We start from the raw sequence: 25,214 nt of genomic DNA on the forward strand, positions 1-25,214 counted from the left end.
TTTCCGGCACGGGGTCAGGGATTGCTGCTCCTCCGGGAGCGCGCGCGGCGTCGCAGTTCGTTGGCCAGCGTGCCAACGTGCGGTTCGCCGAGCAGGGTGTAATGGTCGCCAGGCACCTCCACCACGTCGATCGCTTCCGCCAGTCCGTTCCAGCCGAGCAACGGATCGTTCAAAGCGGTGGCGGCCTGCTGGCGGGCACGGAACAGCGTCAGGGTGCCGGGATAGAAGCCGGGCACGTAACGGTAGGCGGCCCGGACGTTTGCAGCTTTCATTTCCTGAAGCTGCCGGATGTCGGCCTGGCCGCGCGCCAGGCGGGCGTGAACGCACTGTTTCGCCCATTGCATTTTGTCGCGCAGGAACCGCAGCTTGTCCGCGGCGCCGAGTTTCAGGAAATGGCTGGTGAGGCGGAGCAGTTTGGTGGCGAAATGGGGGGCGTCCGCCGCGCGGTTCCAGTTGTCGAAGTTCGCCACCAGCGCGACCTCGTCGCCCAGGGCATGGAACTGGCGGGCCATTTCGAACGCAATGATGCCCCCCATGGAGTGGCCGCCGATCCAATACGGTCCCTGTGCCTGGACGGTTTTGATTTCAGAGACGTAGAGCCGGGCCAGGCTTTCGATGTCGGCGCCGACCATGGCATCGTCGCAGTCCTCCATGCCGGGCGACTGGATGCCGTAGACATTGAAATCGGCTTTCAAACGTTCGGCGAGGGCGTGGTACCAGTGTACGTTCCCGCCCACCCCATGGACGAGGAAAAGGGCGGGTCCCGCGGCGGCCTCCAGGCTCAAGGGAACGATGTGGCTGCTCTGAGCCCCGTCCCGGCTCCTGCCTTCGACCAGCGCCGCCAGCTGTTCGACCGTGGCGGCCTTCGCCAGGGCGGCGAACGAAAGCCGTTGGCCGCAGACGAGTTCGATTCGAGTGAGAAGCTGGAAGGCGCGCAGAGAATCACCGCCCATGGCGAAGAAATTGTCCCGGATGCCGATCGAACGCGCCGGAAAGATTTCCTCGAAGATCGCGGCGAGTTTCCGCTCGGTGTCATTGCGGGGAGCGTCGGCGCTGCCGCCTGCCGGGGTGGGCACCGCCGGGTCGGGCAGGGCCTTGCGGTCCAGCTTGCCGCCCGGCGTGAGCGGAAATTCCGTCATGACCACGAAGGTTTGAGGGATTTCGTGCTCCGGCAGGGTGTCTCGCAGGAAAGCTTTCAGTCCGTTGGCGTCGAACCGGTGGCCCAGTGCCGGCACGAGGTAGGCGGCGAGGTATTTCCCGCCCGCCGTTTCGACGGCTTTCACCACAGCCTGGGCCACGCTGTCGTGACGCTCGATCGCCGCTTCGATTGCGGCCGGTTCGACGCGGAATCCGCTGATCTTGACCTGGTCGTCGTTGCGTCCCACGAAAAACAATTGGCCGTCGCTGTCGTAACGCACCAGATCACCGGTCCGGTACATCCGCGCCTCGGCGTCGCCGGCGAATGGTTCGGGGACGAAGGCCGCAGCAGTGAGTTCGGGACGCCGCAGATAGCCTTTCGCCACGCCGGCACCGCCGATGTACAGTTCGCCCGGAACGCCGATGGGCACAGGTTTCAGATGGTGATCGAGCACGTACAGGCGGACGTTGTCGATGGGGCGGCCGATCGGGGGATCGGTGAGCGGGGAGGCCGGCGGAGACGGCGGGTGGTAGACGGTCGCGGTGACCGTCGTCTCCGTCGGTCCGTAGCTGTTGAACCAGGCAACGCGGGCCGCGCCAGGCAACCGGTTCCAGGCATCCAGCATGGCGCGGGAGGCCTTTTCTCCGCCCACCACGGTCAGTCGCAGGCTGGCAGGCAGGCCACCGCCGCTTGCCGTGAGTCCGCGCACCAGTTCGTTCCAGAATGCCGTGGGAATGTCGAATACGGTGATTCTTTCGCGGTCGGCCCAGTTTAGGAATTCGTGCACCGAATGCCCACGGCTCTCGTCGCGGAACACGACCGTCCCACCGGCGTGCCAGGTCGGGTAAATCTCCTCCACGCAGATGTCGAAACTCAGGGAGGCGTACTGCAGGACCCGGTCTCCCGGCGCCAGGCCGTAGCGGCGACCTATCGCCACGCACAGGTTGACGATGCCGCGATGCGGGACCATCACGCCCTTCGGCAGGCCCGTCGAACCGGAGGTATACATCAGATAAGCGATGTCGTCCGGCCCGGCCGGGCACGGCGGCGCTTCGTCCGGGCCGGCAACGCCGGTTTCCCGGTCGGCATCCAGCCTCAGCAGGTCGATGCCGGGAAGGTGAAAGGCATCGGCCAGGGCGCTCCGGGTCAGTACGATCCGGGCGCCCGAGTCCTCGAGCATGTAGGCGATCCGCTCTGGGGGATAGGCGGGGTCCAACGGCAGGTAGGCGCCGCCCGCTTTCAGTACGCCGAGTAGGCCGACGGCGAGTTCGCAGCGACGGTCCAACAACAGGGCGACCACGACACCGGGACCGGTGCCTTTGCCCAGCAAAAACGCCGCCAGGCGATTCGACCGCCGTTCCAGCTCGCCGTAACTGAGACGTTGGTTTCCACTTTGGACTGCGATGGCGTCGGGCGTGCGGCGTGCCTGCGCGGAGAAAAGTTCGCCCAGGGTGACCTGAGGGTAATCGGCACGGGTGTCGTTCCATTCCACCGTGAGGCGCCGCAGCTCGTGGTCGGGGAGAGTGCGGAGGTCTGCGAGTCGGCCATCGGCGCAGGCCGTCAGGCTTTCGAGGATCGTCAGGAGCTGTTGCAGCATACGTTCGACCGTGTCGTCCTCGAACAGGCGGCGGTCGTATTCGATCTTCAGCAGCAGGCCGTCGGCGAGGTAGCCTGCCAGGATGAGGTGGTCGGTCTGTTCTTTCAGCTCGAAATGGCGTTTGTCCCAGTCGCCGCCGCGGGATTTCACGACGTGGTAGTTCTCGAACACCACAATGGTGGTGAACAGTGGCATGTCGGGTGACAGACCGCTCCATGCATGGATGCGGGCCGTCGGCGTGTGTTCGTGGTCGCGCACGCTCAGGTGCTGGCGCCGAAGTTCGCGGATGAATTCAGCGACGGGTCTGGCAGGGTCGATCTTCAGGCGCACGGGGGTGGTGTTGATGATGGGCCCGACGATGGCCTCGCCCCCCGGCACGGATTTCCGGCAGGAGCGCGTGGCGCCGAACACCACGTCGTCGCGTCCGCTGTGGCGTGCAATCAGCAGTCCCCAGGCGGACTGAACCAGGGTGTTGAGGGTGACGTCCTGTTTCTTCGCCAGTTGCTGGAGCGCCTCATAAAGGGCTGGAGGTGTCCAGGCTTGAACCAGTCCGGCGGTGTGGGCAGGCGGCAAGGGCCGCGGCTCGGGCAGGGCGCTCAGGACCCGGTTCGGTTCATGGAAATCGCCCAGCAGCCCGCGCCAGTAGCCTTCACTCGCCGCGAAATCGAGCGAGTCCAGCCAGCCGATGTAGTTGCGGTAAGGCGTCGGCGGCGGCAGCTCCGGTGCGTAACCATCGCGCAGCGCCTGGTAGAGACGGAACAGCTCTTCCATGACGATGAGCCGTGCCCGCCCGTCCAGCAGCGCATGGTGGTAGGTCCACACCGCCCAGTGTTCGTCCTCACCGGTTCGGATCAGGGTCAGGCGATGTAGCGGCGCCCGCGCCAGGTCGAAGCCCCGCAGCCTGTCCTCGGCGAGGAAGGCGTCGAACCGGCTTTCCTGCTCCGGGCGTGGCATCGCCCGCCAGTCGAAATCGGCCCAGGGCATCGCCACAGCGGGTTCGACCCGTTGCCGCGGCGCCTCCACGTTCCGCCAGACGAATGCCGTCCGCAGGATGTCATGCCTGGCGATGAGGCGGCTCCAAGCCTCGCGATAAGCGTCTTGGTCGAGATTTTCGCGGGTTCGCAAAACCAGTTGCTGGATGTAAGTGCCTACCCGCTGATCGAACAGGGTCGCCGACAGCATGTTTCCCTGCATCGGCGAAAGCGCGTAGCAATCCGTCACGTTCTGCTCCTTGACGTTCATTGCGTCGTATCGGGGGTCTTGTCCAGCATAGCCTCAACATGTGTAAGCAGATGGACATTTACAGGACATTCATGGGAACTGTGAACGCCGGCGCAGCGGCATTTCCGCAAAAGGGGCGGATTCGCTGTATCATTTCCGCTTTGATGCGTCTTAGACCCGAGTTGCGGGTGGGATCGGACCGATGGCGGCGTGCGGCCGAGTCGGCATTATAATTAGGAAATGGTTGATTTCATGAAGGGGAAATTTTCATTGGTGCTGGTGCTTGCGCTGCTGGCAGCGTGCGCCGGCAAGGAACAGGGCGATTTGCGCGAGGCATTGCTGGCCAAGCTCCAGGACGACAGCGATCTCAAGGACTACAAGCTCGATCCGGGCGAAATCGCGGACTGCGTAGTCAACGATCTGACGGACGATCTCCCGGGTTTCCCGGGCGACCCGCGGCGCAAGCAATACTTGACGGCCTATGCGCGGTTCTATTCGGTGAAAGGCTCGGGTGATTTCGAGAAGGTGGCCGAGGAGTACAAGGATCTATTCGGGTCGGTCAAGGCGGCCCATCAGGCGGCGCTGCGCATGACCGATTACATCATGACCTGCATGGGCCAGGCGATCGAACGTAACGGTCCGACGGAACGATGACGGCGGTAAGCGCATTGCGTCCGACCGGGCCCGAGGCCGTGGCGGAATACGTGGACGGCCTGGCGCGGCGCGCCCGGGAAGTCGGGCGGGTCCTGGGGCGGGCCGAGACGGCGGCGAAGAACCGGGCGCTGTTGGCGATAGCCCATGAGCTCGAGCAGTCGGCGGCACTGCTGATCGACGAAAACCGCAAAGACCTCGAGGCCGGCGCGGCCATGGGGCTGGAGCGGGCCCAGCTCGAGCGGCTGGGAGTCGACGCCAAACGGGTCCAGGCCATGGCCGCGGGACTTCGGGAGATCGCCGCCCTGCCCGATCCGGTGGGTGAAATCAGCGGCCTGACCTACCGGCCGTCCGGCATCCAGGTCGGACGGATGCGGGTGCCGCTGGGTGTCATCGGCATCATCTACGAATCCCGTCCCAACGTCACCGCCGATGCGGCGGGGCTGTGCCTGAAGTCCGGCAACGCCTGTATCCTGCGCGGCGGTTCCGAGGCGATCCATTCCAACAGGGCCATCGCGGCCTGCATCCGCCAGGGTCTGGAAGCCGGGGGGCTGCCGGCCGATGCGGTCCAGCTCATCGAGACCACCGACCGCGCGGCGGTCGGCGCGCTGCTGGCGGCGGACGAGTACGTCGACATCATCGTGCCGCGCGGCGGGCGTTCGCTGATCGAGCGTGTCGTGGCGGAGTCGCGGATCCCGGTCATCAAGCATCTGGATGGCATCTGCCATGTCTACATCGACGACGGCGCGGATCCGGTCAAAGCCCGCCGCATCGCGATCAATGCCAAGACCCAGCGCTACGGGGTCTGCAACGCCATGGAAACCCTGCTGGTCGCCGCCGGCATCGCGCCAGCGATCCTGCCGGAACTGGCGGCGCTGTACCGGGGCGAGGGCGTCGAACTGCGCGGCTGCCCCGAAACCTGCCGCCTCGTGCCGGACTGTGTTCCGGCCACCGATGTGGACTGGGACACGGAATACCTGGCCCCGATCCTGGCGGTCCGCGTGGTCGCCGGACTGGACGAGGCGATCGAGCACATCCACCGCCACGGCTCGGGCCACACCGATGCCATCGTCACCGAGGACTATGGTCGCGCCCGCCGCTTCCTGCGCGAGGTCGATTCGGCTTCGGTCATGGTGAATGCCTCGACGCGTTTCGCCGACGGCTTCGAGTACGGCCTGGGGGCGGAGATCGGCATCAGCACCGACAAGCTCCATGCCCGAGGACCGGTCGGGCTGGAAGGGCTCACCACCCAGAAATTCATCGTGCTGGGCGACGGCCACGTCCGGACTTGAGGCGGCACAAGGGATGATCGGCATTTATGGCGGCACTTTCGATCCGGTCCACTACGGGCATCTGCGGGCGGCGCTAGAGGTCCGGGAAGCCTTGGAACTGCGCGAACTGCGCTTTCTGCCTTGTCGCCAGCCGCCCCACCGTCCGCCGCCGGTGGCCGATGCCCAGACGCGCCTGCGCATGCTGGAGATTGCACTGGCCGATGCCGATGGCGGCGTCACCCTCGATACCCGCGAACTGGACCGCAACGGGCCGTCCTACATGGTCGACACCTTGAGTTCGATCCGCAAGGAAATCGGCGACGAACCGCTCTGTCTCATCCTCGGTCTCGATGCGTTCCTCGCGCTGCCGGCCTGGCATCGCTGGCGCCGGCTGTTTTCTCTGGCGCACATCGTGGTGCTGCAGCGCCCGGATTACGACATCGAATACGCCGAGGATTTGGAGCATTGTGTCGAGGAACGGCAGGTGGCGGACCCGGCGCAACTCGCGGCCCAGCCGGAGGGGATGATCTATTTTCTGGAAGTGACCCAGCTCGCCATCGCTTCCACTTCGATCCGCCGCATGCTGCGGGAAGGGCGCAGCGCCAAGTACCTGCTTCCGGATGCGGTGCTCGAACTGATCCACCGGGAATCGGTTTACGCCAAATGAGATCGTTTCAGCCATGCAGGAACCGCTAACCCAGACACCCTATCAGCGCCTCGGTGGTGCGGAAGTGCTGCACGAACTGGTCGAACGTTTTTACGGTTACATGGACACGCTGCCGGAGGCGGCGCCGATCCGGGCCATGCATGCCGAGGACCTGTCCGGTGCCAAGTCCAAGCTGTTCAAGTTCCTCTCCGGTTGGCTGGGGGGGCCGGATCTGTTCATGCAGGAGTTCGGCCATCCGCGTCTGCGGGCGCGGCATTTCCCATTTTCGATTGGTGTATCCGAGCGCGACCAGTGGCTCTTGTGCATGCGCAAGGCACTCGACGACATTCCGCTGGACGGCCCGTTCCGCGAAGCCTTGTACGAAGCCCTGGCGCGCACCGCTCACCACATGATCAACCGCGAAGATTGACACGCCCGATGCGTCTAACCCCTCAAGAGTTTCTGGACTGGGATTGCAAGAAGATCACCCTGCTCGGCATGTCGGGGACGGGCAAGACCACCCTGGCCAACAAGCTGCCGAAACGGACCTGGTTCCATTATTCCGGCGACTACAGGATCGGCACCCGCTATCTGGATGAGCCGATTCTGGACAACATCAAGCGCCAGGCCATGGAGGTGCCGTTCCTGCGGGATCTGCTGATGTCGGATTCGATCTATATCTGCAGCAATATCACCGTTGACAATCTGGCGCCCATCTCCTCCTTCCTGGGCAAACTCGGCGACCCGGCGAAAGGCGGCCTGCCGTTGAAGGAGTTCAAGCGGCGGCAGGCGCTGCACCGGCAGGCCGAGATCGCGGCGATGCGCGACGTACCGGAATTCATCGACAAAGTGCGCAAGATTTACGGTTACCAGCATTTCATCAACGATGCCGGCGGCAGCGTGTGCGAATTGGACGATCCGGCAACCCTGGAGGTACTGGCGGAAAACACGCTGATCCTCTACATCCGCACCAGCCCGGAATTGGAGCAGATGCTGGTCGAACGGGCCGCGCGCGATCCCAAACCGTTGTATTACCGGGAAGCTTTCCTGGATGAATATCTGCCGGTTTTCCTGAAAGAAAGGGGCTACCCTTCGGTCGAGGCCATGCCGCCGGACGAATTCGTGGCTTGGGTGTTTCCTTACCTGTTCAAATCGCGCCTGCCACGCTACCAGGCCATCGCCGACCGATACGGCTACACTGTGGACGTCGCGGACGTCGCCCGGGTGCGGGACGAGGGTGATTTCTTAAAACTCGTGGCCTCGGTCCTGGGCGGCTGAGGGAGGGATTGTCATGCCTCTGGTCGCACATACCGATCTTCCCACCTTCCAGCGTCTGCGTGAGGAGGGCCAGGACGTCCTCAGTGTCGAAAGGGCCGCCCGGCAGGACATCCGGGAAATGCACATCGGCCTTCTGAACATGATGCCAGATGCCGCCCTGGAAGCCACCGAGCGCCAGTTCTTCCGGCTGGTCGGTGGAGCCAATCCGATCGTGCAGTTCCACATGCATCCGTTTACCATCGAGGGGTTGCCGCGCGGGGAACAGGCGGCGGAGCACATCGCCCGTTATTACGAGAACTTCGACCGTATCCGCGAGGAGGGCCTCGACGGTCTGATCGTGAGCGGGGCCAACGTCACCCATCCACATCTGCAGCAGGAAGCCTTCTGGCAGCCGCTGACCGAGGTGTTCGACTGGGCGCGCAGCCATGTCACCTCGATCCTGTGCTCGTGCCTCGCCACCCACGCTCTGTTCCAGTACAGCTACGGCGTGGAGCGCACCCATCTCGGTTTCAAACGCTGGGGCGTCTATTCGCACCGGGTGGTCGAGCCGCTGCATCCGTTGGTGGCGGATATCAACACCCGTTTCGACGTGCCCCATTCGCGCTACAACGAAATTTTCCGCGAGGACATGGAGGCCGCCGGACTGCGGGTGCTAGTCGAGAGCGAAGAAGCCGGGGTGCACCTCGCGGTGAGCCCGGATCTGTTCCGCGTCGTCTACTTTCAGGCCCATCCGGAGTACGACACCGTGAGTCTGCTCAAGGAGTACAAGCGCGAAATCCTGCGCTACTTTTCCGGCGAGCGCGAGGATTACCCGCCATTCCCTGAACATTATTTCTCATTGGAAGTGGGCGCTGCGCTCAACGACTACGGCCAGGCCCTGCGCAGTGCCCGCCGGGCGGGCAGGGCACCGCCGGAATTCCCGGAGGAATTCGTGCGTCGGCACCTGGACAATACCTGGCGAGATACAGCCAAGGCGGTGTTCAACAACTGGCTCGGCAAAATCTACCAGATCACCGACCAGGACCGCCGCAAGCCCTTCATGGATCACATCGACCCGGACAATCCGCTTGGATTGGCGTAGCGGCATCGAATCCGTGCCCCATGGCCGGCAGGGGCCGGTGCGTCCGCAGCCGCCACCAGCCCGCCAGCAGGCTGCCGATGATCGAATGGAAGCTGGCGGAGATCGCCGAGGGAATGGGCGCCAGCGCCATAGCGGCGAAATTGGCCTTGGCCAGCACAGTGGCGAGTCCCGAGTTCTGCATGCCGACCTCGATGGCGATGGTGCGGACCACCGCGTCCCGGTAGCCTAGCATCCTGGCGAAGACATAGCCCAGCCCGAATCCGCCGACGTGCAGCAAGGCAACGGCGCCGAACAGCTTGAGCGCGGCGGCCTTGATGATGTCGGCGTTGGCGCCGATGATGCTGGCGCAGATGAAGGCTATGAAGATCACCGACACCAGCGGCGTCACCGGGCTGACGGCATGCACCAGCCGCGGCGCATAGCGGTTCAGCAGGAGGCCGGCAGTGACGGGCATGACGATCACCTGCAAGGTGTTCAGGAAGATGCCCCAGCCGTCCACCGGCGTATAGGCGCCCGCCAGGAACTTCACCAGCAGCGGGGTCATCACCACCGCGGTGAAGGTCGACACCATGGTCAGCAGCACGGACAGCGCCACGTCAGCACGGGCGATATAGCTTACCACGTTGGAAGCCGTGCCGCAGGGGCAGCAGGATACCAGGATGAGTCCCACCGCCAGTTCGGGCTCGAGTGTCAGCCCATGCGCAATCGACCACCCCAGGAACGGCATGATGCCGAAATGCGCCATGGTGCCGGCAAAGATGATCCGCGGCATCTTCGCCACCCGGCGGAAATCGTCGAACGTGAGCGTGATGCCCATGCCGAGCATGATGACCGACAGACCCCAGACGATCATCGGGCCAGTGAACCAGGTAAACCAGGCGGGGAAATACAGCGCCATTCCTGAGCACAGCAGCACCCAGACCGGAAACAGGTTTGCCAATGAATTGCAGATTCGAAGCATCGTCGGACGCCGTGAAAGAGAAACTGCGAAGTTTACGGGTTATCGCGACAAGGTGTAACTCATGACGATCCCGAACAACGTTACGGACTTCCTGCGCATCAGCGTGCCCCGGCAATGTCTGGAGTTGATCGAAGCCGGAAAGGTGGTGGCCCGCTACCGTGTGTCCACCGCGAAGAACGGAGTGGGCGAAAAGCGCGGCTCGGAATGCACGCCGCGCGGCTGGCACCGGATCCGCGCCAAGATCGGTGCCGGACTGCCGGCAGGGGCCATCCTGGTCGGGCGCCGGCCCACCGGCGAAATCCACACGCCGGAACTCGCCGCCCGCCATCCCGGCCGCGACTGGATCTTGAGCCGCGTCCTCTGGCTGGGTGGGCTCCAACCAGGCTTCAACCGCTACGGCGAAGTCGACACGACCTGGCGCTACATCTATATCCATGGCAGCCCGGACGACGGTGTGGACGGCACGCCCCGGTCCCATGGCTGCATCCGCCTCACTTCCGCCGACGTCATCGAATTGTTCGACCGGGTGCCCGCCGGAGCGCTGGTTTATATAGACGCGGACGCCTGAGGACCGTAGGGCGGATGCCGAAGGCGATCCGCCAACTTCCTTGCCGGCACGGATGCCGCTTCGGAATGGCGGAACCCGGAAGAGCCGGTTCCGCCCTACTCCAGACGGAAGGCGATCGGCCGACACTGTTAGCCTTCTACCGGAACGTCGCCCTCACCTGCGTACTCCGGTTCATGGTTACCGTGCATGTACCGGTTCCGCTGCAGCCACCGCCGGACCAGCCGGCGAACCTGCGGCCGGCGGCCGGCGTGGCGGTCAGCGTAACTGCGGTGCCTTGGTAGAACTGCGCGCCGCAGGTCCGGCCGCAGTTGATGCCGGCCGGACTGCTGGTGACGGTGCCGGAGCCGCTGCGGATCACGACGAGGCCGTAGCGCGGGATCGGAGTGAAGTTGGCCGTGACCGTCCTGTTGCCATCCAGGGTGATGCCGCACGGCCCGGTCCCTGAGCAGACACCGCCACTCCAGCCGGCGAAACGGTAACCGTAGGCAGGCGTCGCGGCCAGAACGACGTTCGTACCCCGAGCGAACGTGGCGCGGCACTGGCTGCCGCAGTTTATGCCGGCGGGGTCGCTGATGACGCCGCCCTCGCCGGTGCGGTTCACGTTGAGCACAACGGGTACCGCGGCAACGCTGTAACTGTGCGTGACCGCAGCCTGATTGCCGGCCTGGTCGGCCGCGGCGACGGTGAAGGCATGGGCGCCCACCGCGGCGGTGTCGATCGCCGCGCCCGGCGCCACCGGCCCGGCACAGGTCGCGACGCCGGAGAGGCCGTCGCTGCAGGCGTAGTCGGCCAGGATGCTGCTGTTCCGCAGGTAACTCTGGCCGTCCTGCGTGGTGGTGAGGTTGATTACAGGCGGCGTGGCATCACGCTTGATGGTGACGCTTTGCGTAGCGCTGCCGCCGCCGCTCACCGCCGTGCAGGTGTAGGTCTGGCCAGAGGTATCGGCGGAGACCGTGACCATGTCACAGCCCGTTTGCGAAGTGACCCGCGATTCCGGATCAGTCACGCTCCAGTTCACCGTGACATTGCTCCGGTACCAGCCGTTGGCGCCGAGGGTGCCGGTGACGGTCGGGGTAACGACCGGCGCGGTGGTGTCCGGCAATGCGACCGCCATCACGTAGTCCCGGCGGGCCGCGAAGCCGTTACCGTCGCGGACCGCTACAGTGAAGCCGAAGCTGCCTTCCGTTTCCGGCGTTCCGCTGAGCAGGCCTTCCGCGTCCAAGCTCAGTCCGTTCGGGAGGCTGCCGGCGGCGAGCTCGAACCGCGGCTGGGGCGGGAGGTACGGCCCCGTGGCATCGGCCAGGCTCAGGGTTCGGGCGTAGGCCGTGCCCAGCCTGCCGGCCGCCAGCGTCGCCGGCTGGATCACCGGCTGCGGCGCCTGGCCGCTGGCGTTGCCGCCCCAGCAGAGCACCTGCCCGCCGGTGGTCACGCCGCAAGTGTGATAGCCGCCCGCGCTGACCTGGGAGAACTCCCCATCCGGCGGCGTCGCCTGGCCGTAGCCGTTGTCGCCCCAGCACGCCAGCGTTCCGTCGGTGCGCAGGCCGCAGCCATGCTGCCAGCGCGCCGTGACCTCGCGGAAGCTCCCGGCCGGAGCCGTCGCTTGGCCGAAATTGTCATAGCCCCAGCAGGCCAGGCCGCCGTCGCTCTTCAGCCCGCAGGTGTAATAGGCGCCGGCGGCGATCCGGGTGAAAGTCCCCGCAGGCGGCGCGGCCTCGCCGCTGCCGTTCGAGCCCCAGCACGCCGCCGCGCCGCCGCTGCGCAGGCCGCAGGTGTGGTAGTACCCCACGCTGACCTGGGTGAAAGCCCCCGCCGGCGGCGTGGCCTGGCCGAGGGGATCGCCGTTCCAGTCGTCGTTCGAGCCCCAGCAAGCCAGGCTGGCGTCGGCCCTCACCCCGCAGCTGTGGCGTTCTCCGGCGCTCACCTGAGTGAACACGCCGGTGGGGGGTGTGGCCTGGCCGTAGGCGTCATCCCCCCAGCAGGCCAGCTTCAGGTCCGGACGGACCTCGCAGGCGTTGTAGCCGCCCGTGCCCACCCGGCGCTGGGCGGGCCGCTCGAACACCACGACATGCTGGGTGCAGGAAGAGGACTGGCCGAAGGCGTCCGTCGCGGTCCAGACCACCGGCGTGGTGCTGGGCGGGAACTGGGCCGGCGCGTCGTTCTCCGGCGTCAGCGGGTTGCCGGCGCCGTCGCTGGCCGTCGCCGCGCCCAGGGCAACCGGCTGGCCCTCGAGCGCCCCCACGTCCGCCGGGCAAAGGACGACCGGCGCATTTTCCGGCGGCGTTCCGACGGTCCAGGTATAGCGGGGAAGCGCCGTGTGGTTTCCGGCCGCGTCGACGACCTCGAGCGCGAAGCGGTGCAGACCGGGCGTCAAGCCCGTATAGCTGACCGGCGACTGACATGCACTTTGAACCCCATCGAGGGAGCAGTAGGCTTGAATTGGTGAGAAATCGCTCGCCGTAAACTGAAAAGTAGCCGAGGTGTTTGGCGTAGAGGCGGGGGGGTGCTTTGTAAAACAACTGTTGGTGCGGTCCAATCGGCCACCCATGCAGCATCTTGAGGAAGTGACTCATTGTTAGCACTGTCAACGGCAATTATACTGATCGACTGCTGCCCCTCATTTGTGATCGTGAAGGTCGCGGAAGTATTCGTGCAAGAAGAAACTGACCCAGAAGAAACTTGGCAATAGACCGTGAAGGGAGAGTCATCAGTGATGGTGTAGTTCACCGTAAATGTATGCTGTGACGAATAGGCGGGGGGAAGTGCACCGACGAAGGTAACCACGGGTGGTGTCGTATCGGCGGCGTAGGCGGCGCTGGTTGCAATCGTCGCCAGCAGGAAGCCCGCCAGCGCCCTGCCGGCGGCCGTCGTCATTCGGGTCGTGAAAGGGTCCATGCGCGTCTCCTCATCGCCAAAGTCCGCGGATGCCATGACATCCGTCCAGTCGCCGCGAAACCTCACGCCGGATTCGCGTTCCGCATCAGTCAAATGGACGATGATTTTTTTCTTGATTTGTGGTAGATGCCTGTGATGGGGATTTGGCGGATCGCCTTCGGCATCCGCCCGCCACAGAGGCGAATCGAGACCCGCTCCTGGCGGTCCAAGAGGAGCACCGGGCGATAAGGTCTCTTCGGCCTCGGACGCTTCGGTATGGTTGTTCTGGGATTCATTGTCAGAGAGGCACATAGTGGATTCCCATTGTTTCGTTTTCCACGAAAGAGGCTACCGCGCTCCGCCACCCGGATAACGCCAAGTAAAGCGGCGGACGGACCCGTTGAGGGTAACCTCCAGGCCTTGAGCGTAACGTGTTCTTGAGATCGCCGGGCTCCGCGGTATGCCGCCCGGCTCGAATTCAACCGGCGCCGTCGCTGGCGATGCCCGCTGGGCGGCCATTACCCCATTGGCCGCTAAACTAGCAACCTGTCGGACTGAAGGTTGAGAATTGCATGTTAAGGCGAAGCGGTGGGTTGGATTTTCAAGATGATCGAGCCGATGAAATGGCTGAAATGGCGGTCGAGTGATCCCGCCCCTGCTTTAGGCGGGCATCAGGGCGAACATCCGCCGCACATTCCAGGCCAACGTCACCAGATGCCACTCGCCTTTGACCTTTTGCAGCCCGCGCAGCGAGAATTGCCTGAACCCCATCACCGATTTGATGATGCCGAACACCGGTTCCGGAATCTGCTTGCGCAGCGCGTACAAGCGCTTGCCCTCCGGTGTCGCCAGTCGATGCGCCATTGCCTGCATCGGCGTGGCATTCCCGGGCGCGGGCCCGGCTTCCTCGAAGCGCTTCTTCCAACCCGGATGATGCTGCTCACGCCCCAGCGAAATCAGCGGCGCGATCCCGGCCGCTGCGCAACCATTCACATTGGCCTCGGAGAAATAGCCGTTGTCGGCCAGCAGGCTTTCCGGCTTGCCCAGTCCTTCCGGCAACGCGCCCAACTTCTTCAGCATCGGCGCGACCTGCCGCTTGTCGTTGCTGTCCTGCACCACGTCTTGCGCCACCACCAAGAGGCTGTCGGCCGCCACCACCGCCTGCGCGTTGTAGCATTGTTCGAAACCGCCGCCAGATACCGGCATGATGCGCGATTCTTCGTCGGTCAAGTTCACTTGGTCGGTCGGGCCGGGGCCGGTCGCAGGCGGCGCGGGCGGTTTGCCGGGCGGGCGTCTGCCGCTGGCTTTCTCTTTCTCTTCGCGCGCGGCCAGCTTCGCCTCGTACCCGGCCTGTTCGCGCGTGCAACGCTCCATGGCGCGCACTTCGATCTTGCGTTTGGCCTCGCCGATCTTCGCCAGACGGTCTTCGCGAATTGCCAACTCTTCCGGGATCGACAGGCCGTCGGGCACGTCCGCCCGGTCGCAGGCTTCCGCCAGCGCCAGCAGTTCGGCCACTTCCTGCTTCAATTGCGCTTCGAGCTTGTTAGCGTGTTCGTAGGACAGCGCGCTGTGGCGCGAGGCGTTGGCGTGAATCTTGGTGCCATCGAGCGCCACCGTGCCGAGTTTCAACAGGCCCATCTCGCGCGCCAGTATCAACACCTCGACGAAGAGGCGCTCGATGTCCTTGAGGAAGCGGCGGCGAAAGCTGGCCAGGGTGTCGTGATCGGGGTGGCTGTTGGCGGCGATGAAGCGGAAGGCCACCGAGTCATGGGTGGCGCGCTCGATCTTGCGGCTGGAGAACACGCCGGTGGCGTAGCCGTACACCAGAAGCCCGAGCAGCATGGCCGGGTGATAGGACGCGGAGCCCGAGCCGCGGTAGGCGCGGGTCATGGAAGACAGGTCGAGCCGGTCGATGACTTCCACCACGAAGCGCGCCAGGTGGCGTTCGGGCAGCCATTCGTCCACCGAGGGCGGCAGCAAAAATCCAGTGCTGCGGTCTATCGGACGGAAGTTGCTCATGGCAGCCTCGCTGTCGGGGAAGGAACGTCGTGATTATCGCATTTCAGAATGCCAGACGGTTAAGTCCGACAGGCTGCTAGGCAATATAGCATGGCGGGAGGGTAATATTCCGCGTAGTATTTCCCTCAATGTAATACTTTTGGGCGGGGTTCCCATGCGCATCACCAGTAAAGGCCAGGTCACCATTCCGGCCGAGATTCGCCGGCAGGCGGGTTTGCCTCCAGAATCCGAAGTGGAGTTCGAGTATCGCGACGGTGTGGTCATCCTGCGGCGGGTCGGCGGGGAAACGCGCGGCGAGGAATTGGTCTCGCGTCTTGCCGGCATGTTCAGCGCCTGCGGCAAGAGTACCGACGAAATCATGCGCGGGACTCGCGGCGAGGAATGATGGCGGCCGTCCTCATCGACACCCATGTCATCATCGACGCCGCGAGCCCTCGAACCGAATGGCATGAATGGTCCGCGCGGCAATTGTGCCGGGTTGTCGACGACTTCGGCGGGTGCGTCAATCCCATCATTTATGCGGAACTGTCGGCGTACGTGAACGACGAATCGGCGCTGGCCGCGCTGATCGACGATTTCCTGTTGGAAAAGGCGCAATTGCTCTGGCAGGCCGCGTTCCTCACCGGCCGGGCATTCGTCGCCTACCGCCGTCGCGATGGAAACCGTACCGCGCCCTTGCCCGATTTCTATATCGGCGCCCACGCTCAGGTCGCCGGGCTCAGGCTGCTGACCCGGGACGCGGCGCGTTATCGAACCTATTTCCCGGATTTACAGCTGATCGCGCCGAACTGGGATCCACGGAGACTGCCATGACTCCATCCAAGCGTCTCATCGTCGGTATCAGCGGTGCCACGGGAATCATCTATGGTGCGCGGCTGCTGGAGCTGCTGAAAGACACCGACATTGAGACGCACCTGGTGGTGTCCCGGGCCGCCGACCTCACCCGCGCGCACGAGCTGGCGCTGAGCGCCGCGGCGCTGCGTGGCCTCGCCAGCGTGAGCTACGGTGCCAACGACGTCGGCGCGGCGCTTGCCAGCGGCTCATTCCGGACTTCAGGCATGGTGATCCTGCCGTGTTCCATGCGGACGCTGGCGGAGATCGCCACCGGCGTGACCAGCACCCTGCTGACCCGTGCCGCCGACGTCGTGTTGAAGGAGCGGCGGCGGCTGGTGCTGCTGGTGCGGGAGACTCCGCTGCACGCTATCCATCTGCGTAATATGCTGACCGTGACCGAATGCGGCGCCATTGTCATGCCGCCGGTGCCGGCGTTTTATACCCAGCCGCAGACCATCGACGACATGGTCACCGATACCGTGTGCCGGGTACTGGATTTGTTCGACATCGATGTGGGCCGGGCCAAGCGCTGGGGCGAGGACATCGATACGGGCGCGGCAACGGCTTGAGCCAGCTTCAGCTTCCGGCCCATTGCAGGTAACACACCGCGGTGCCGTCCGGATCGCGCAGGCTGAATGTGCGGGCCCCCCAACTCGTCGTGACCGGCGGCGGAGCGGCCATGGCGAGACTTCGGTAGGCGGCGTCCACGTCTGCGACTTCGATCACCAGATGGATCCGGTCGCCGACCGGACCGAGTTCCAGGGCCGCTTTTTCGCGGGCCGCATCGAGGATTTCCAGCTTCAATCCGTTCAGGTCGAACACGCAGCCGCGTCCATTCGGGCGATCCCATTGCTGCAGGACGGCGAAACCGAGCGCCTTGCCGTAAAAATCCGTCAAAGCCTCGAACTGCCGGGTCGTGAGCGCAACGTAACTCACGGCGTGGCGAGCGTCCGCCCGATTTCGGCCAGCAGGGCCGGGCCGCGGTAGATGAAGCCGGTATAGACCTGCACCAGGCTGGCTCCGGCCTCAAGTTTGGCCATGGCATCTGCGCCGGAAAAGATGCCGCCGCAGGCGATGATGGGCAGCCGGCCCTGCAAGACATCAGCCAGCTGCGCGACGACCGCGGTCGAACGCGAAAACAATGGTTTGCCGCTCAGGCCGCCGGCCTCTTCGGCATATTTCAGTCCCTCCACGCCGTGCCGGGAAGCCGTGGTGTTGGTGGCAATGACGGCGTCCACACCGTGGCGGACCAGGGCTCTGGCCAGCGCCTGGATCTCCTCCGGATTCATGTCGGGGGCGACCTTCAGAGCCAGCGGCACCCGTCTGCCATGTTCTCCCATCAGTTTCTCGCGTTCCTGCATCAACCCGCCCAGCAATTCGTCGAGCTGGGCGCCGAACTGCAGGCTGCGCAGGCCAGGCGTGTTGGGGGAGGAGACGTTGAGGGTGACGTAGTGGGCATATGGATAGACCGCTCTGAGCCCCTCGCGGTAATCGTCCAGCGCCCGCTCCACCGGGGTCGTCAGGTTCTTGCCGATATTGATCCCCAGGATGCCGCGGTAACGGGCTTGTCGGACTCGGCCGATGAGGTGTGCCACGCCCAAGTTGTTGAAGCCCATACGGTTGATGATGGCGCCTGCCTCGGGCAGCCGGAACAACCGGGGTCTGGGATTGCCGGGCTGGGAGCGTGGCGTGACTGTGCCGATTTCAAGGAAGCCGAAACCGAGTGCAGCCAGTCCGTCGATGCAGTCGCCGTTTTTGTCCAGGCCGGCGGCAAGACCGACCGGGTTGGGGAATTTCAGCCCCATGACGATACGCGGGCTGGCTGACAGGGTCTGCTCCCAGGGATTGAGCGGGCCCAGCTTCGATACCATCCGCAGGGCCGACAGGCTCAGGGTGTGGGCGGTTTCAGGGTCCAGGCGGAACAGCAAGGGACGGAGCAGCTTTTCGTACATGAGGCGAGTAGTGGGTTGTAGTCTGCAGACCTTCATTGTGAATCCGTCTCCCAGAGGGGGAGGGGATTTGCCTTCTTTCCCCTTTGGGACACCTCTGTCGGGAGCGGATTTGAATTGACTCGAAGGGTGCCGGGGGACGACGCCGGGCATGAGAAGGTCTGGGGAGGAGGGGGCGGAATCAGCCGGCGCACCGCGGCCACGGCGTCGGGATCGAGTCCGGCGGTGCGCCGGGCGCTGTGGCAGAGCGCGCCGCGAAAGCCGAGGTAATCGGGCTTGAGGCTCAACAGCTCCGGTATGTCCTCTTTGCGGAGCGAGCCGGCCAGGCCGCAGAGCAGGCCCTGCTCTCGAGTCTCGCCGACGAATTGTTCCAGGGTCGGACGATCGAGCAGGCTGGTCAGTGGGCCAGAGGCTTTGTCCCGGGTGTCTAGCATGGCGCCGGCGAAGCCTGCTCTCTTCAGCCGGACGATCCAGTCGAAATCCGGCAGATCGTCCGCGAATAGCACGGCGATCAGCCGCGTCCCACGACCGGCCAAGTGCGCGAGGGTCGCCAGGGTAGAGCCCCAGTCCCCGCCCCGGAACATGCCGATCTTGACGTAATCCACGCCGGCGGCGGCCATCGCCAGCACGGCGCGGCAGATCGGATCCGGGTCCAGCGGCAGGTCGCCGATGGTGGCGCTGACCGGCACCGTGCCATGCATCTCAGCCACGATCAGGCCCACTTCTTCCGCTGGCAGGGCACCCAGGCTGCCGCGCTCAGGTGCTTTGAGGTCGACGATGTCGACGCCCGCCTCCCGGGCGATGCGCGCCTCGGCCAGGTTGCGGACGCTGGCGAGCATGCCGCTCATGCAGTTTGCTCCCGCCCGGTCTGATACGCTTCGATAGTTTCCATCAGCCAGCTCCAAGCCTCCAGTTCACGGGGACCGGCGGTCTTGTCCAGGCCGATACGCAGATAATCCAGCTCCCGCTCGATCTTGCTCCAGGGCAGGAAGTGCAGGCGACTGACGAGGATAGCGGCTTCCAGCACGGCGAACTGGGCGCGGTTGAAGCCACGGAATGGCGCGTGGTTGGCCTCGTGTACCACGCGGAAGTAAAGGCGTGGCCTTTCCGGATCTTCCTCCTGCCGGATCAGTTCGAGTTCGGCATGCGCCAGAGCACCGCCCAGACGCTGGCCGGGAACGTGTTCGGCCGGGACCAACGGCCAGTCACGGCGGCCGGTCAGACAGCCGGCGAAGATGCGGACGTCGTCGCTGTAATTGACCACAGCGCAGCCGGAAGCCAGTATGTTGTCCAGGGTCCGGGAAGGCCGGAACGGCATGATGAGGTAATCAGCTCCGCTGCTCTTTGAGTCAACTCTGCTGCTCTTCGAGTCGGGGTTCAGCAGGTGGATGCCCATGGGGGCGATGTGCGCGGTTTCTCCGGCGGCGGCCGTGGTCAGCAGGGTTTCGCGGATCATGATTCATTCACCCCTCGGTTTGGCCAGTGTGGTGCCGGCCGGTTTGTATGCGTGCGGGTCGACCGTGGAGTCAGCTCCGCTGCTCTTCGAGTCCTGCGGGTCGACGGCGCAGCCCCAGTCCAGGGTTTCGTCCTGGGTGTAGCGCTTGCCGAGCTGCCAGGCGATCTGGGCGCGGGCCAGTTCCACCCCGAGATAGAAGGCATGACCGCCGTCGTGTTCCACGGCCAGTGATGGATAGAGCTGGAACGGATCGGTGGCGCTGTGGAAGCCGTCCCGGTTGAAGATGTGGATGCCCTCGGCGCTGATCTGTATCCGGTAACTGGGGTCGCGGATGGCCTGGGCCAGTTCCCGGATTTCCGCTTCCGAGTAAGGGAAGGGGGCGCGTTCATGGAGCGCCATCAGGCCATCACCCATGTGCTTGGGCAGCGCGTTCGCTTCGCGGGCGGCAAACATGATCCGCCGCGCCATATCGGCTTCGGCCACGGCCCGCCGCGCATGTTTGCTGACCTGGGTCGCCAGGATGGCGCGGATGCCGAGTTCCGAACACACCCCCAGCAGCAAGGCATTGATGCCGGCGGTATCGGCATGGGTCAGCTCCGTGAGATTGCCGACGCCCATCATGATCTCGACATCCGGATGGCGGCGACGGGTTTCGTGGTAGCGCACGAGGGAATCGGCGAAGCCGAAATGGATGGGATCGAGGATGGGATCGACCAGGAACGGTCTGCTACGCCCTTGCATGTCGGCGACGGCGCGGTCGAGCGAATCCAGATCGCCGTGCCGGGCTGGGATCAGGACAGGAGTGGAGGGTACCTGGTCGGCAACCCACAGCGAGTCTTCGTGTAGGCTGAGCAAATAGTCGGCGCCGGCTCTGCCGCCCTGCACCAGATCCTCGGGTTCCAGCGAATCCACACTGACCTGGAACCCTCCCTCCTTGAGAGCGCCGATTGCTGCTTCAAGGTGGGGAAATGGCGTGGCTGGGAGGCAACCGAGGTCGATCACGTCCGCGCCGTGTTTGCGGTAGTCGGCGGCCTGGCGCAGGATGCCGTCGACATCCAGGTGGGGGGCGTCGACGATTTCGGCGAAGATTCTGATGTCGTAGCGGCTGAGATCCGGCCTCCGCGCTGCCCGTCCGAAGAACTCCGGCAGATCGCGTAGTTCTTCCGGCCCCCGTTCCACCGGCAGTCCCAGGTCCCGAGACAGGGTTTCGAGGTCGCCGCGGCAGCGCCCTGGCACCAGGATGCGGTCGGCGCCAAAGGTGTCTTTCAGCCGCCGGCGGATCATGTCCGCGGTCATCAGCGCGGCGACACTGAGGCCGAGCTGGTGCACCGTGTATTCGAATTCCGGCGCCATCTCCTCGAGAATCCGATGCAGCTGTTGCTCTGCCAGCTTGCCGGTGAGGAACAGGATGTGTTCCGCCATGGGTGGGTGCGGGGATGTCCGGGATGGGAGTGAGGGGGCGGAAAGTATAGCAAAGCCGCTGCGGAGCGCCGTCTCTCGATGCTCAAAGTTTGAACGGCAGGGGATCGCGGAGAAAATCCTCGAATTTTCCGGCCGGCAACGGCGGGCTGATCAGATAACCCTGCGCCTGGTCGCAGCCCAGGGTTTTGAAGCAATTCAACTGCGCTTGCGTTTCTATCCCCTCGACGGTGCAGGTCAGTTCCAGACTTTTGGCCAGCGAGACGATGGCGCGGGAGATCGACAGATTGTTGCAGTCGTCGGCGCCCCAGGGGATGAACTCGCGTGCCACCTTGAGATGGCTCAGGGGCAGCCGGCGCAAGTAGCTCAGCGAAGAGTAGCCGGTGCCGAAATCGTCCATGGAAAAACTGACGCCGGTGCGCTTGAGTTCCAGCAGCGTCCGGACGACCGTATCCACGTCTTGCAAGAGCAGCCGCTCGGTCAATTCGAGTTCCAGCAGGGCCGGATCCACTGCGGTCTCAGCGAGAGAATCCGCGATCAGCCGGACGAAATTCGGTTCGCGAAACTGGCGCGCCGAGATGTTCACCGCGATGCGTACCGGCTTCAGCCCGGATCGCAACCATTCGGCGAGCCTCTGGCAGACCGTTTGGATGACCCATTCGCCCAGCGGAACGATCAATCCGCTATCCTCGGCCACCTGGATGAATTCATCCGTGGGCACCCGACCGAGTTCGTGGCTGTTCCAGCGCGCCAACGCTTCGGCGCCGCTGAGGGTGCCGCTTTGCAGGTTCATCTGGGGCTGGAAGGCGAGCTCCAGTTCCCCATTTTCCAAGGCCTTTCGTAACCGGGTTTCGATCGACAGCAGTCGGTTGGCCCGGCGGTTGAGATCGGGGGTGAAGAACTCGTAGTTGCCGCGGCCTTTCTCCTTGGCCAGGAACATGGCGGCATCGGCGCTCCGGAGCAGGCCGTCGGCGTCGCGAGAGTCTTCGGGAAACAGGCTGATGCCGCCACTGAGACTGACGAACAGCTCATGGTGGTCCAGTACCACTGGTGTCTTGACGGCTTCGATGGCCGCCAGGGCGAAGCGCGAGGGGTAACTGATGTCGTCGAGGTCTTCCATCAGGACGGCGAACTCGTCGCCGCCGATGCGTGCCAGGGTATCGGCGGGCCCCAGTCGTTCCTCGAGGCGGCGGCTGACTTCCAGCAGGAGATTGTCGCCCACATCATGGCCCAGGCTGTCGTTGATGAGTTTGAAGCGGTCGACGTCGAGAAACAGGAGGCCGAGCCGTTTGCCAGCCACCAGCGCCTGGGCTACGGCTTGTTCCAACCGTTGTTGGAACCGGAGCCGGTTGGGCAGCTGGGTCAAGGGGTCGTAATACGCCAGATAATCGAGGTAGTGACGGCTTTGCCGCAACTGGGCCTCGAAGCTGTTGCGTTCGGTGATGTCGTTATTGACTTCGACGATGGCGCGCGGCGTGCCTTCGGCATCTCGGTACAATTCCCAGTGAGTGGCCACGGTCCTTTCCCTGCCTTGCCGATCGACATGGATGAGTTCGCCTTTCCAATGACCGTCGGCGAGTAGCTGCTGGCGGATCGTGGCCAGCGGCAGGGGAAACCTGCTGTTCAGCAATTCGTGGGAGGTACGGCCGAGCGCTTCGTCCCTGCTCCAGCCGTAGAATTTTTCGGCGTAACTGTTCCAGAAGACGATGCGGTCATCCAAATCACGCGCCAGGACGTGAGCGTGCTTGAGCAGCTCTGCCTGCTGGCGAAGTTCCGCCGCCTGCGCGATCAGCTCCTGTTCGGCCTGCTTCAGCGATGTCACTTCGTCGAAGGTGATCACCAGTCCTTCCACACAGCAGTTGTCCCGCGACCGGTAGGGCAAGATCTTGCGAAGATACCAGGCCCCCTGCCGGTCGAGGATTTCCCGGCTCTTGGGGCCTTCGCCCTTGAGCACGTCCGCTGCGTCATGGAACAGTTCACCGTCTTCGAAGTGGTGGACGATGTCGCCGAAAGGCCGGCCGATGTCGCTGGGGATGAGGTGCATCAGCCGGTTGCATGCGGGGGTATAGCGGCGGATGTTGAGGTTGCGGTCGAGGAAAAGGATCGCCAGGTCGGTGGCGACCAGGAGATTGTTGAGGTCGTTGCTGGTGGCTTCCAGTTCCACGACCTTCGCGTCGAGCATGGCGTTGGTGGCGGTGAGTTCGGCATTGAGCGACTGCAGTTCTTCCCGCGCGCTTTCCAGCTCTTCGTTGGCCGACTGGAGTTCCTCGTTCATGGCCATGATTTCTTCGTTCGAGGCCCGCAGTTCATCGTGGGTATGGCGGCTTTTCTCGATGGTGCGGCGGAGGTCCTCCCGGGTCGCCGCGAGTTCCTGCTCGAGCTGCTGCAGCAGCCAGCCGTCATCCCCGCTCCTGGTTGCCGTCGTCGCGACCGGATCAGCCGGCGCTTCCGCTTCCAGCCCGATCAGAAACAGATCGGAGACCTGGTCATCGGCGAGGGGGGTGACGGTGATACGGACCGCTTCCGGCAGCGGGAAAGCGTGGCCGCTTCCTGCTACCACTGCGGCGACTTTCCTTTGCTCGCGTCGGCATAGGTCCAGCGAAGAGCGCAGCATGGCGCGCAACGGCGATTTGACGAGCTTGAACAGATCGAGGCTCGGTTCGCCGGAAGGCAGTTCCAGGTACGGTTGAGTGTTGCCGCTGATATAGAGGACTTCATGTCGGTCATTCGCCACGATCAGGGTAGCGGCGTGGCGTTCGATCAGTCCGCGGTACAACCTTTCCTGGAACTCGTGTGTCCCCGGAAAGGCGGTCAGAATCCGCCCTTCGGCGAGGCGCGCGGTGGTCGCTGGAGCAAACGGCGGCAGGCTTGGCCGCACTGCAGCGGCAGCATCGTTGCGCCGGAATATGCGCCAGGGCTTCGAAATCTCGTCGAACAGGCGGGCAGCCTCGCCGAGACTTTCCGAACTGCCGAGGAACAGGTGACCGCCGGGGTTGAGAATGAAGTGGAAGCTTTCGAGCAGTTTCTCCTGGATCTTCGCATTCAGGTAAATCAGGACGTTGCGGCATACCACAAGGTCGAGCCTGGAAAACGGTGGGTCGCCGATCAGATTGTGAGGGGCGAAGACAATGGATTCCCTTATCTGTTTCGCGATGCGGTAAGCCTCGCCCTCCCGGATGAAATGGCGCTCCAGGCGTGTTTTGGAGATGCCTGCCAGAGCCGCTTCGGAATAAAGACCTTGGCGGGCGAAATCCAGCGCCTCGGCATCGACGTCGGTCGCAAAGATTTGCAGGCGCGGCCGTTGTCCGATGCGCTCGAATCCTTCTGTCAGAAGAATGGCGATCGAATAGGCTTCCTCGCCGGTGGAGCAGCCCGCGACCCAGCACCGGACCGGCCGGTCGGCGCCTACTTCCCCGCAAATCACCGGGACGACGGTGGCTTCTAGTAGTGCGAAGGCCTCGGTATCGCGAAAAAAGGCCGTGACCCCGATCAACAGATCTTCGGCCAGGCAGGCGAGTTCGTTCACGTCGGTCTCGAGCAGTTTCAGGTAACCGGCTGGCTCCTCGATGCGGGCGATGTCCATGCGGCGTGCGATGCGGCGCTGCAGCGGAGGGAGTTTATAGGCACGGAGATCGGCACCGGAATGGCTGCGAACCAGGTCGAGAATCGCCATCAGGGCTTCTGAACCAGCCGCTGGTTTGCCGTTCGCCCAATTTTCAATGGCTTGCGCGATGGCCTCCGGTTCGGAATCCGCCTTGTCCGCCCCAGCTCCGAACCGCGGCGTGGCGAATACCAAGCCGCCGGCGCGTTCAATCACACCTGCCAGCGTGCGTTCCAGGTCCGAGGCGTCCCGGCGGCATACGACCGCGGTCTGGCCATGGCGATCCGTCGGGAGCGATCGCAGGACATGCTCCACCGGATGACCGGAAGCAGGTGGGCTGTCCACCCTCGCCCGTCCGTTCTCGATGGCCAGATATTTCCCGGAAGGCGGGAGGTACGCGTGTGACGGCAGAACGGGAGCGCCGGATTCGGCGATCGTCACCGGCAGAGGCAACCGCGTCTCGGCCAGTTGAGCCAGAGCGGTTTCCGAAAGTGCGGGGAGGAAAAACGCGGCTTCGCAGTTTGCGGGGATCGCCTCGAAAAATGCTCTCACCAGCTCGGTCTCCTCCCAGCAAAGGATGACCAGGCGACCGGCGATCGACCCTTCGTCGGCTTTTACACTGTCCATGCTGCCGGCGTTTCCTGACTATCCAA

The 25,214-nt window shown here is 64.3% G+C and carries 21 protein-coding genes; 10 read left to right on the forward strand and 11 right to left on the reverse strand.

What is annotated here, in order from left to right:
- Nucleotides 1-14: 14 nt before the first annotated feature.
- On the reverse strand, nt 15-3,977 hold the full coding sequence (locus N4J17_RS11750; RefSeq protein WP_232470150.1) for a non-ribosomal peptide synthetase: 3,963 nt from the start codon (nt 3,975-3,977) through the stop codon (nt 15-17).
- Between the two features lie 231 nt (nt 3,978-4,208).
- Here N4J17_RS11750 and N4J17_RS11755 point away from each other — a divergent pair, with 231 nt between their 5' ends.
- From N4J17_RS11755 to metA, 6 genes are read left to right on the forward strand one after another with little or no spacing between them, the layout of a single operon-like run.
- The gene (locus tag N4J17_RS11755) at nt 4,209-4,610 is read left to right on the forward strand and encodes a hypothetical protein (protein WP_198321398.1); all 402 of its coding nucleotides are present in this window, start codon (nt 4,209-4,211) and stop codon (nt 4,608-4,610) included.
- Entirely contained in the window at nt 4,607-5,899 is a 1,293-nt protein-coding gene (locus tag N4J17_RS11760; protein ID WP_198321399.1) for a glutamate-5-semialdehyde dehydrogenase, read from the forward strand. The genes N4J17_RS11755 and N4J17_RS11760 overlap by 4 nt, the downstream gene beginning before the upstream one ends.
- A 13-nt stretch (nt 5,900-5,912) precedes the next feature.
- Nucleotides 5,913-6,545, forward strand: coding sequence for a nicotinate-nucleotide adenylyltransferase (gene nadD / locus N4J17_RS11765; RefSeq protein WP_198321400.1), 633 nt, complete (start codon nt 5,913-5,915; stop codon nt 6,543-6,545).
- Nucleotides 6,546-6,558: 13 nt separating this feature from the next.
- Nucleotides 6,559-6,954, forward strand: coding sequence for a group II truncated hemoglobin (locus N4J17_RS11770; RefSeq protein WP_198321401.1), 396 nt, complete (start codon nt 6,559-6,561; stop codon nt 6,952-6,954).
- A gap of 8 nt (nt 6,955-6,962) precedes the next feature.
- Nucleotides 6,963-7,802 (forward strand): ATPase, encoded by an 840-nt coding sequence (locus tag N4J17_RS11775; RefSeq protein WP_198321402.1) that lies wholly within the window; start codon nt 6,963-6,965, stop codon nt 7,800-7,802.
- Nucleotides 7,803-7,815: 13 nt separating this feature from the next.
- Nucleotides 7,816-8,883, forward strand: coding sequence for a homoserine O-succinyltransferase MetA (gene metA / locus N4J17_RS11780; protein WP_198321403.1), 1,068 nt, complete (start codon nt 7,816-7,818; stop codon nt 8,881-8,883).
- On the opposite strand, the gene N4J17_RS11785 is transcribed toward metA, so the two are convergent.
- Nucleotides 8,840-9,844, reverse strand: coding sequence for a bile acid:sodium symporter family protein (locus tag N4J17_RS11785; protein WP_198321404.1), 1,005 nt, complete (start codon nt 9,842-9,844; stop codon nt 8,840-8,842). The genes metA and N4J17_RS11785 overlap by 44 nt on opposite strands.
- 61 nt (nt 9,845-9,905) lie before the next feature.
- On the opposite strand from N4J17_RS11785, the gene N4J17_RS11790 reads away from it, so the two are divergent.
- Nucleotides 9,906-10,412, forward strand: coding sequence for a L,D-transpeptidase (locus N4J17_RS11790; protein WP_198321405.1), 507 nt, complete (start codon nt 9,906-9,908; stop codon nt 10,410-10,412).
- Nucleotides 10,413-10,548: 136 nt separating this feature from the next.
- On the opposite strand, the gene N4J17_RS11795 is transcribed toward N4J17_RS11790, so the two are convergent.
- The 3 genes from N4J17_RS11795 to N4J17_RS11805 all read right to left on the reverse strand — a co-directional run bounded on the left by N4J17_RS11795 (nt 10,549) and on the right by N4J17_RS11805 (nt 15,302).
- Nucleotides 10,549-12,651, reverse strand: coding sequence for an InlB B-repeat-containing protein (locus tag N4J17_RS11795; RefSeq protein WP_277458288.1), 2,103 nt, complete (start codon nt 12,649-12,651; stop codon nt 10,549-10,551).
- A gap of 128 nt (nt 12,652-12,779) precedes the next feature.
- On the reverse strand, nt 12,780-13,595 hold the full coding sequence (locus tag N4J17_RS11800; protein ID WP_232470151.1) for a hypothetical protein: 816 nt from the start codon (nt 13,593-13,595) through the stop codon (nt 12,780-12,782).
- A gap of 348 nt (nt 13,596-13,943) precedes the next feature.
- Nucleotides 13,944-15,302 carry an IS1182 family transposase gene (locus N4J17_RS11805; RefSeq protein ID WP_198321407.1) on the reverse strand — a complete coding sequence of 453 codons (1,359 nt, stop codon included), beginning with the start codon at nt 15,300-15,302 and terminating at the stop codon, nt 13,944-13,946.
- Here N4J17_RS11805 and N4J17_RS11810 point away from each other — a divergent pair.
- The 3 genes from N4J17_RS11810 to N4J17_RS11820 are packed head-to-tail and all read left to right on the forward strand — an operon-like array spanning nt 15,301 to nt 16,705.
- A complete protein-coding gene (locus tag N4J17_RS11810) occupies nt 15,301-15,687 on the forward strand; it encodes an AbrB/MazE/SpoVT family DNA-binding domain-containing protein (RefSeq protein WP_232470152.1) in 387 nt (128 codons plus the stop codon). The genes N4J17_RS11805 and N4J17_RS11810 overlap by 2 nt on opposite strands.
- Nucleotides 15,684-16,115 (forward strand): type II toxin-antitoxin system VapC family toxin, encoded by a 432-nt coding sequence (locus N4J17_RS11815; protein WP_277458274.1) that lies wholly within the window; start codon nt 15,684-15,686, stop codon nt 16,113-16,115. Before N4J17_RS11810 ends, N4J17_RS11815 begins: the two co-directional genes overlap by 4 nt.
- Entirely contained in the window at nt 16,112-16,705 is a 594-nt protein-coding gene (locus tag N4J17_RS11820) for a UbiX family flavin prenyltransferase (RefSeq protein WP_198321410.1), read from the forward strand. Before N4J17_RS11815 ends, N4J17_RS11820 begins: the two co-directional genes overlap by 4 nt.
- 7 nt (nt 16,706-16,712) lie before the next feature.
- On the opposite strand, the gene N4J17_RS11825 is transcribed toward N4J17_RS11820, so the two are convergent.
- The 6 genes from N4J17_RS11825 to N4J17_RS11850 form a co-directional block, all read right to left on the reverse strand.
- Complete coding sequence (locus N4J17_RS11825; RefSeq protein WP_198321411.1) at nt 16,713-17,072, reverse strand: VOC family protein; 360 nt, start codon at nt 17,070-17,072, stop codon at nt 16,713-16,715.
- Entirely contained in the window at nt 17,069-18,124 is a 1,056-nt protein-coding gene (locus N4J17_RS11830) for a quinone-dependent dihydroorotate dehydrogenase (RefSeq protein WP_425326307.1), read from the reverse strand. Before N4J17_RS11830 ends, N4J17_RS11825 begins: the two co-directional genes overlap by 4 nt.
- Nucleotides 18,121-18,933 (reverse strand): (5-formylfuran-3-yl)methyl phosphate synthase, encoded by an 813-nt coding sequence (locus N4J17_RS11835; RefSeq protein WP_198321413.1) that lies wholly within the window; start codon nt 18,931-18,933, stop codon nt 18,121-18,123. Before N4J17_RS11835 ends, N4J17_RS11830 begins: the two co-directional genes overlap by 4 nt.
- The gene (locus N4J17_RS11840; RefSeq protein ID WP_198321414.1) at nt 18,930-19,541 is read right to left on the reverse strand and encodes a DUF447 domain-containing protein; all 612 of its coding nucleotides are present in this window, start codon (nt 19,539-19,541) and stop codon (nt 18,930-18,932) included. Before N4J17_RS11840 ends, N4J17_RS11835 begins: the two co-directional genes overlap by 4 nt.
- 3 nt (nt 19,542-19,544) lie before the next feature.
- Nucleotides 19,545-20,963: a DUF6513 domain-containing protein gene (locus tag N4J17_RS11845; RefSeq protein ID WP_198321415.1), complete on the reverse strand. Its 1,419-nt coding sequence runs from the start codon at nt 20,961-20,963 to the stop codon at nt 19,545-19,547.
- Between the two features lie 82 nt (nt 20,964-21,045).
- Nucleotides 21,046-25,188 (reverse strand): EAL domain-containing protein, encoded by a 4,143-nt coding sequence (locus N4J17_RS11850; RefSeq protein ID WP_198321416.1) that lies wholly within the window; start codon nt 25,186-25,188, stop codon nt 21,046-21,048.
- Nucleotides 25,189-25,214: the final 26 nt, after the last annotated feature.

The organism is Methylococcus capsulatus (genome assembly GCF_036864975.1).
In the GTDB taxonomy this organism is placed as follows: domain Bacteria; phylum Pseudomonadota; class Gammaproteobacteria; order Methylococcales; family Methylococcaceae; genus Methylococcus.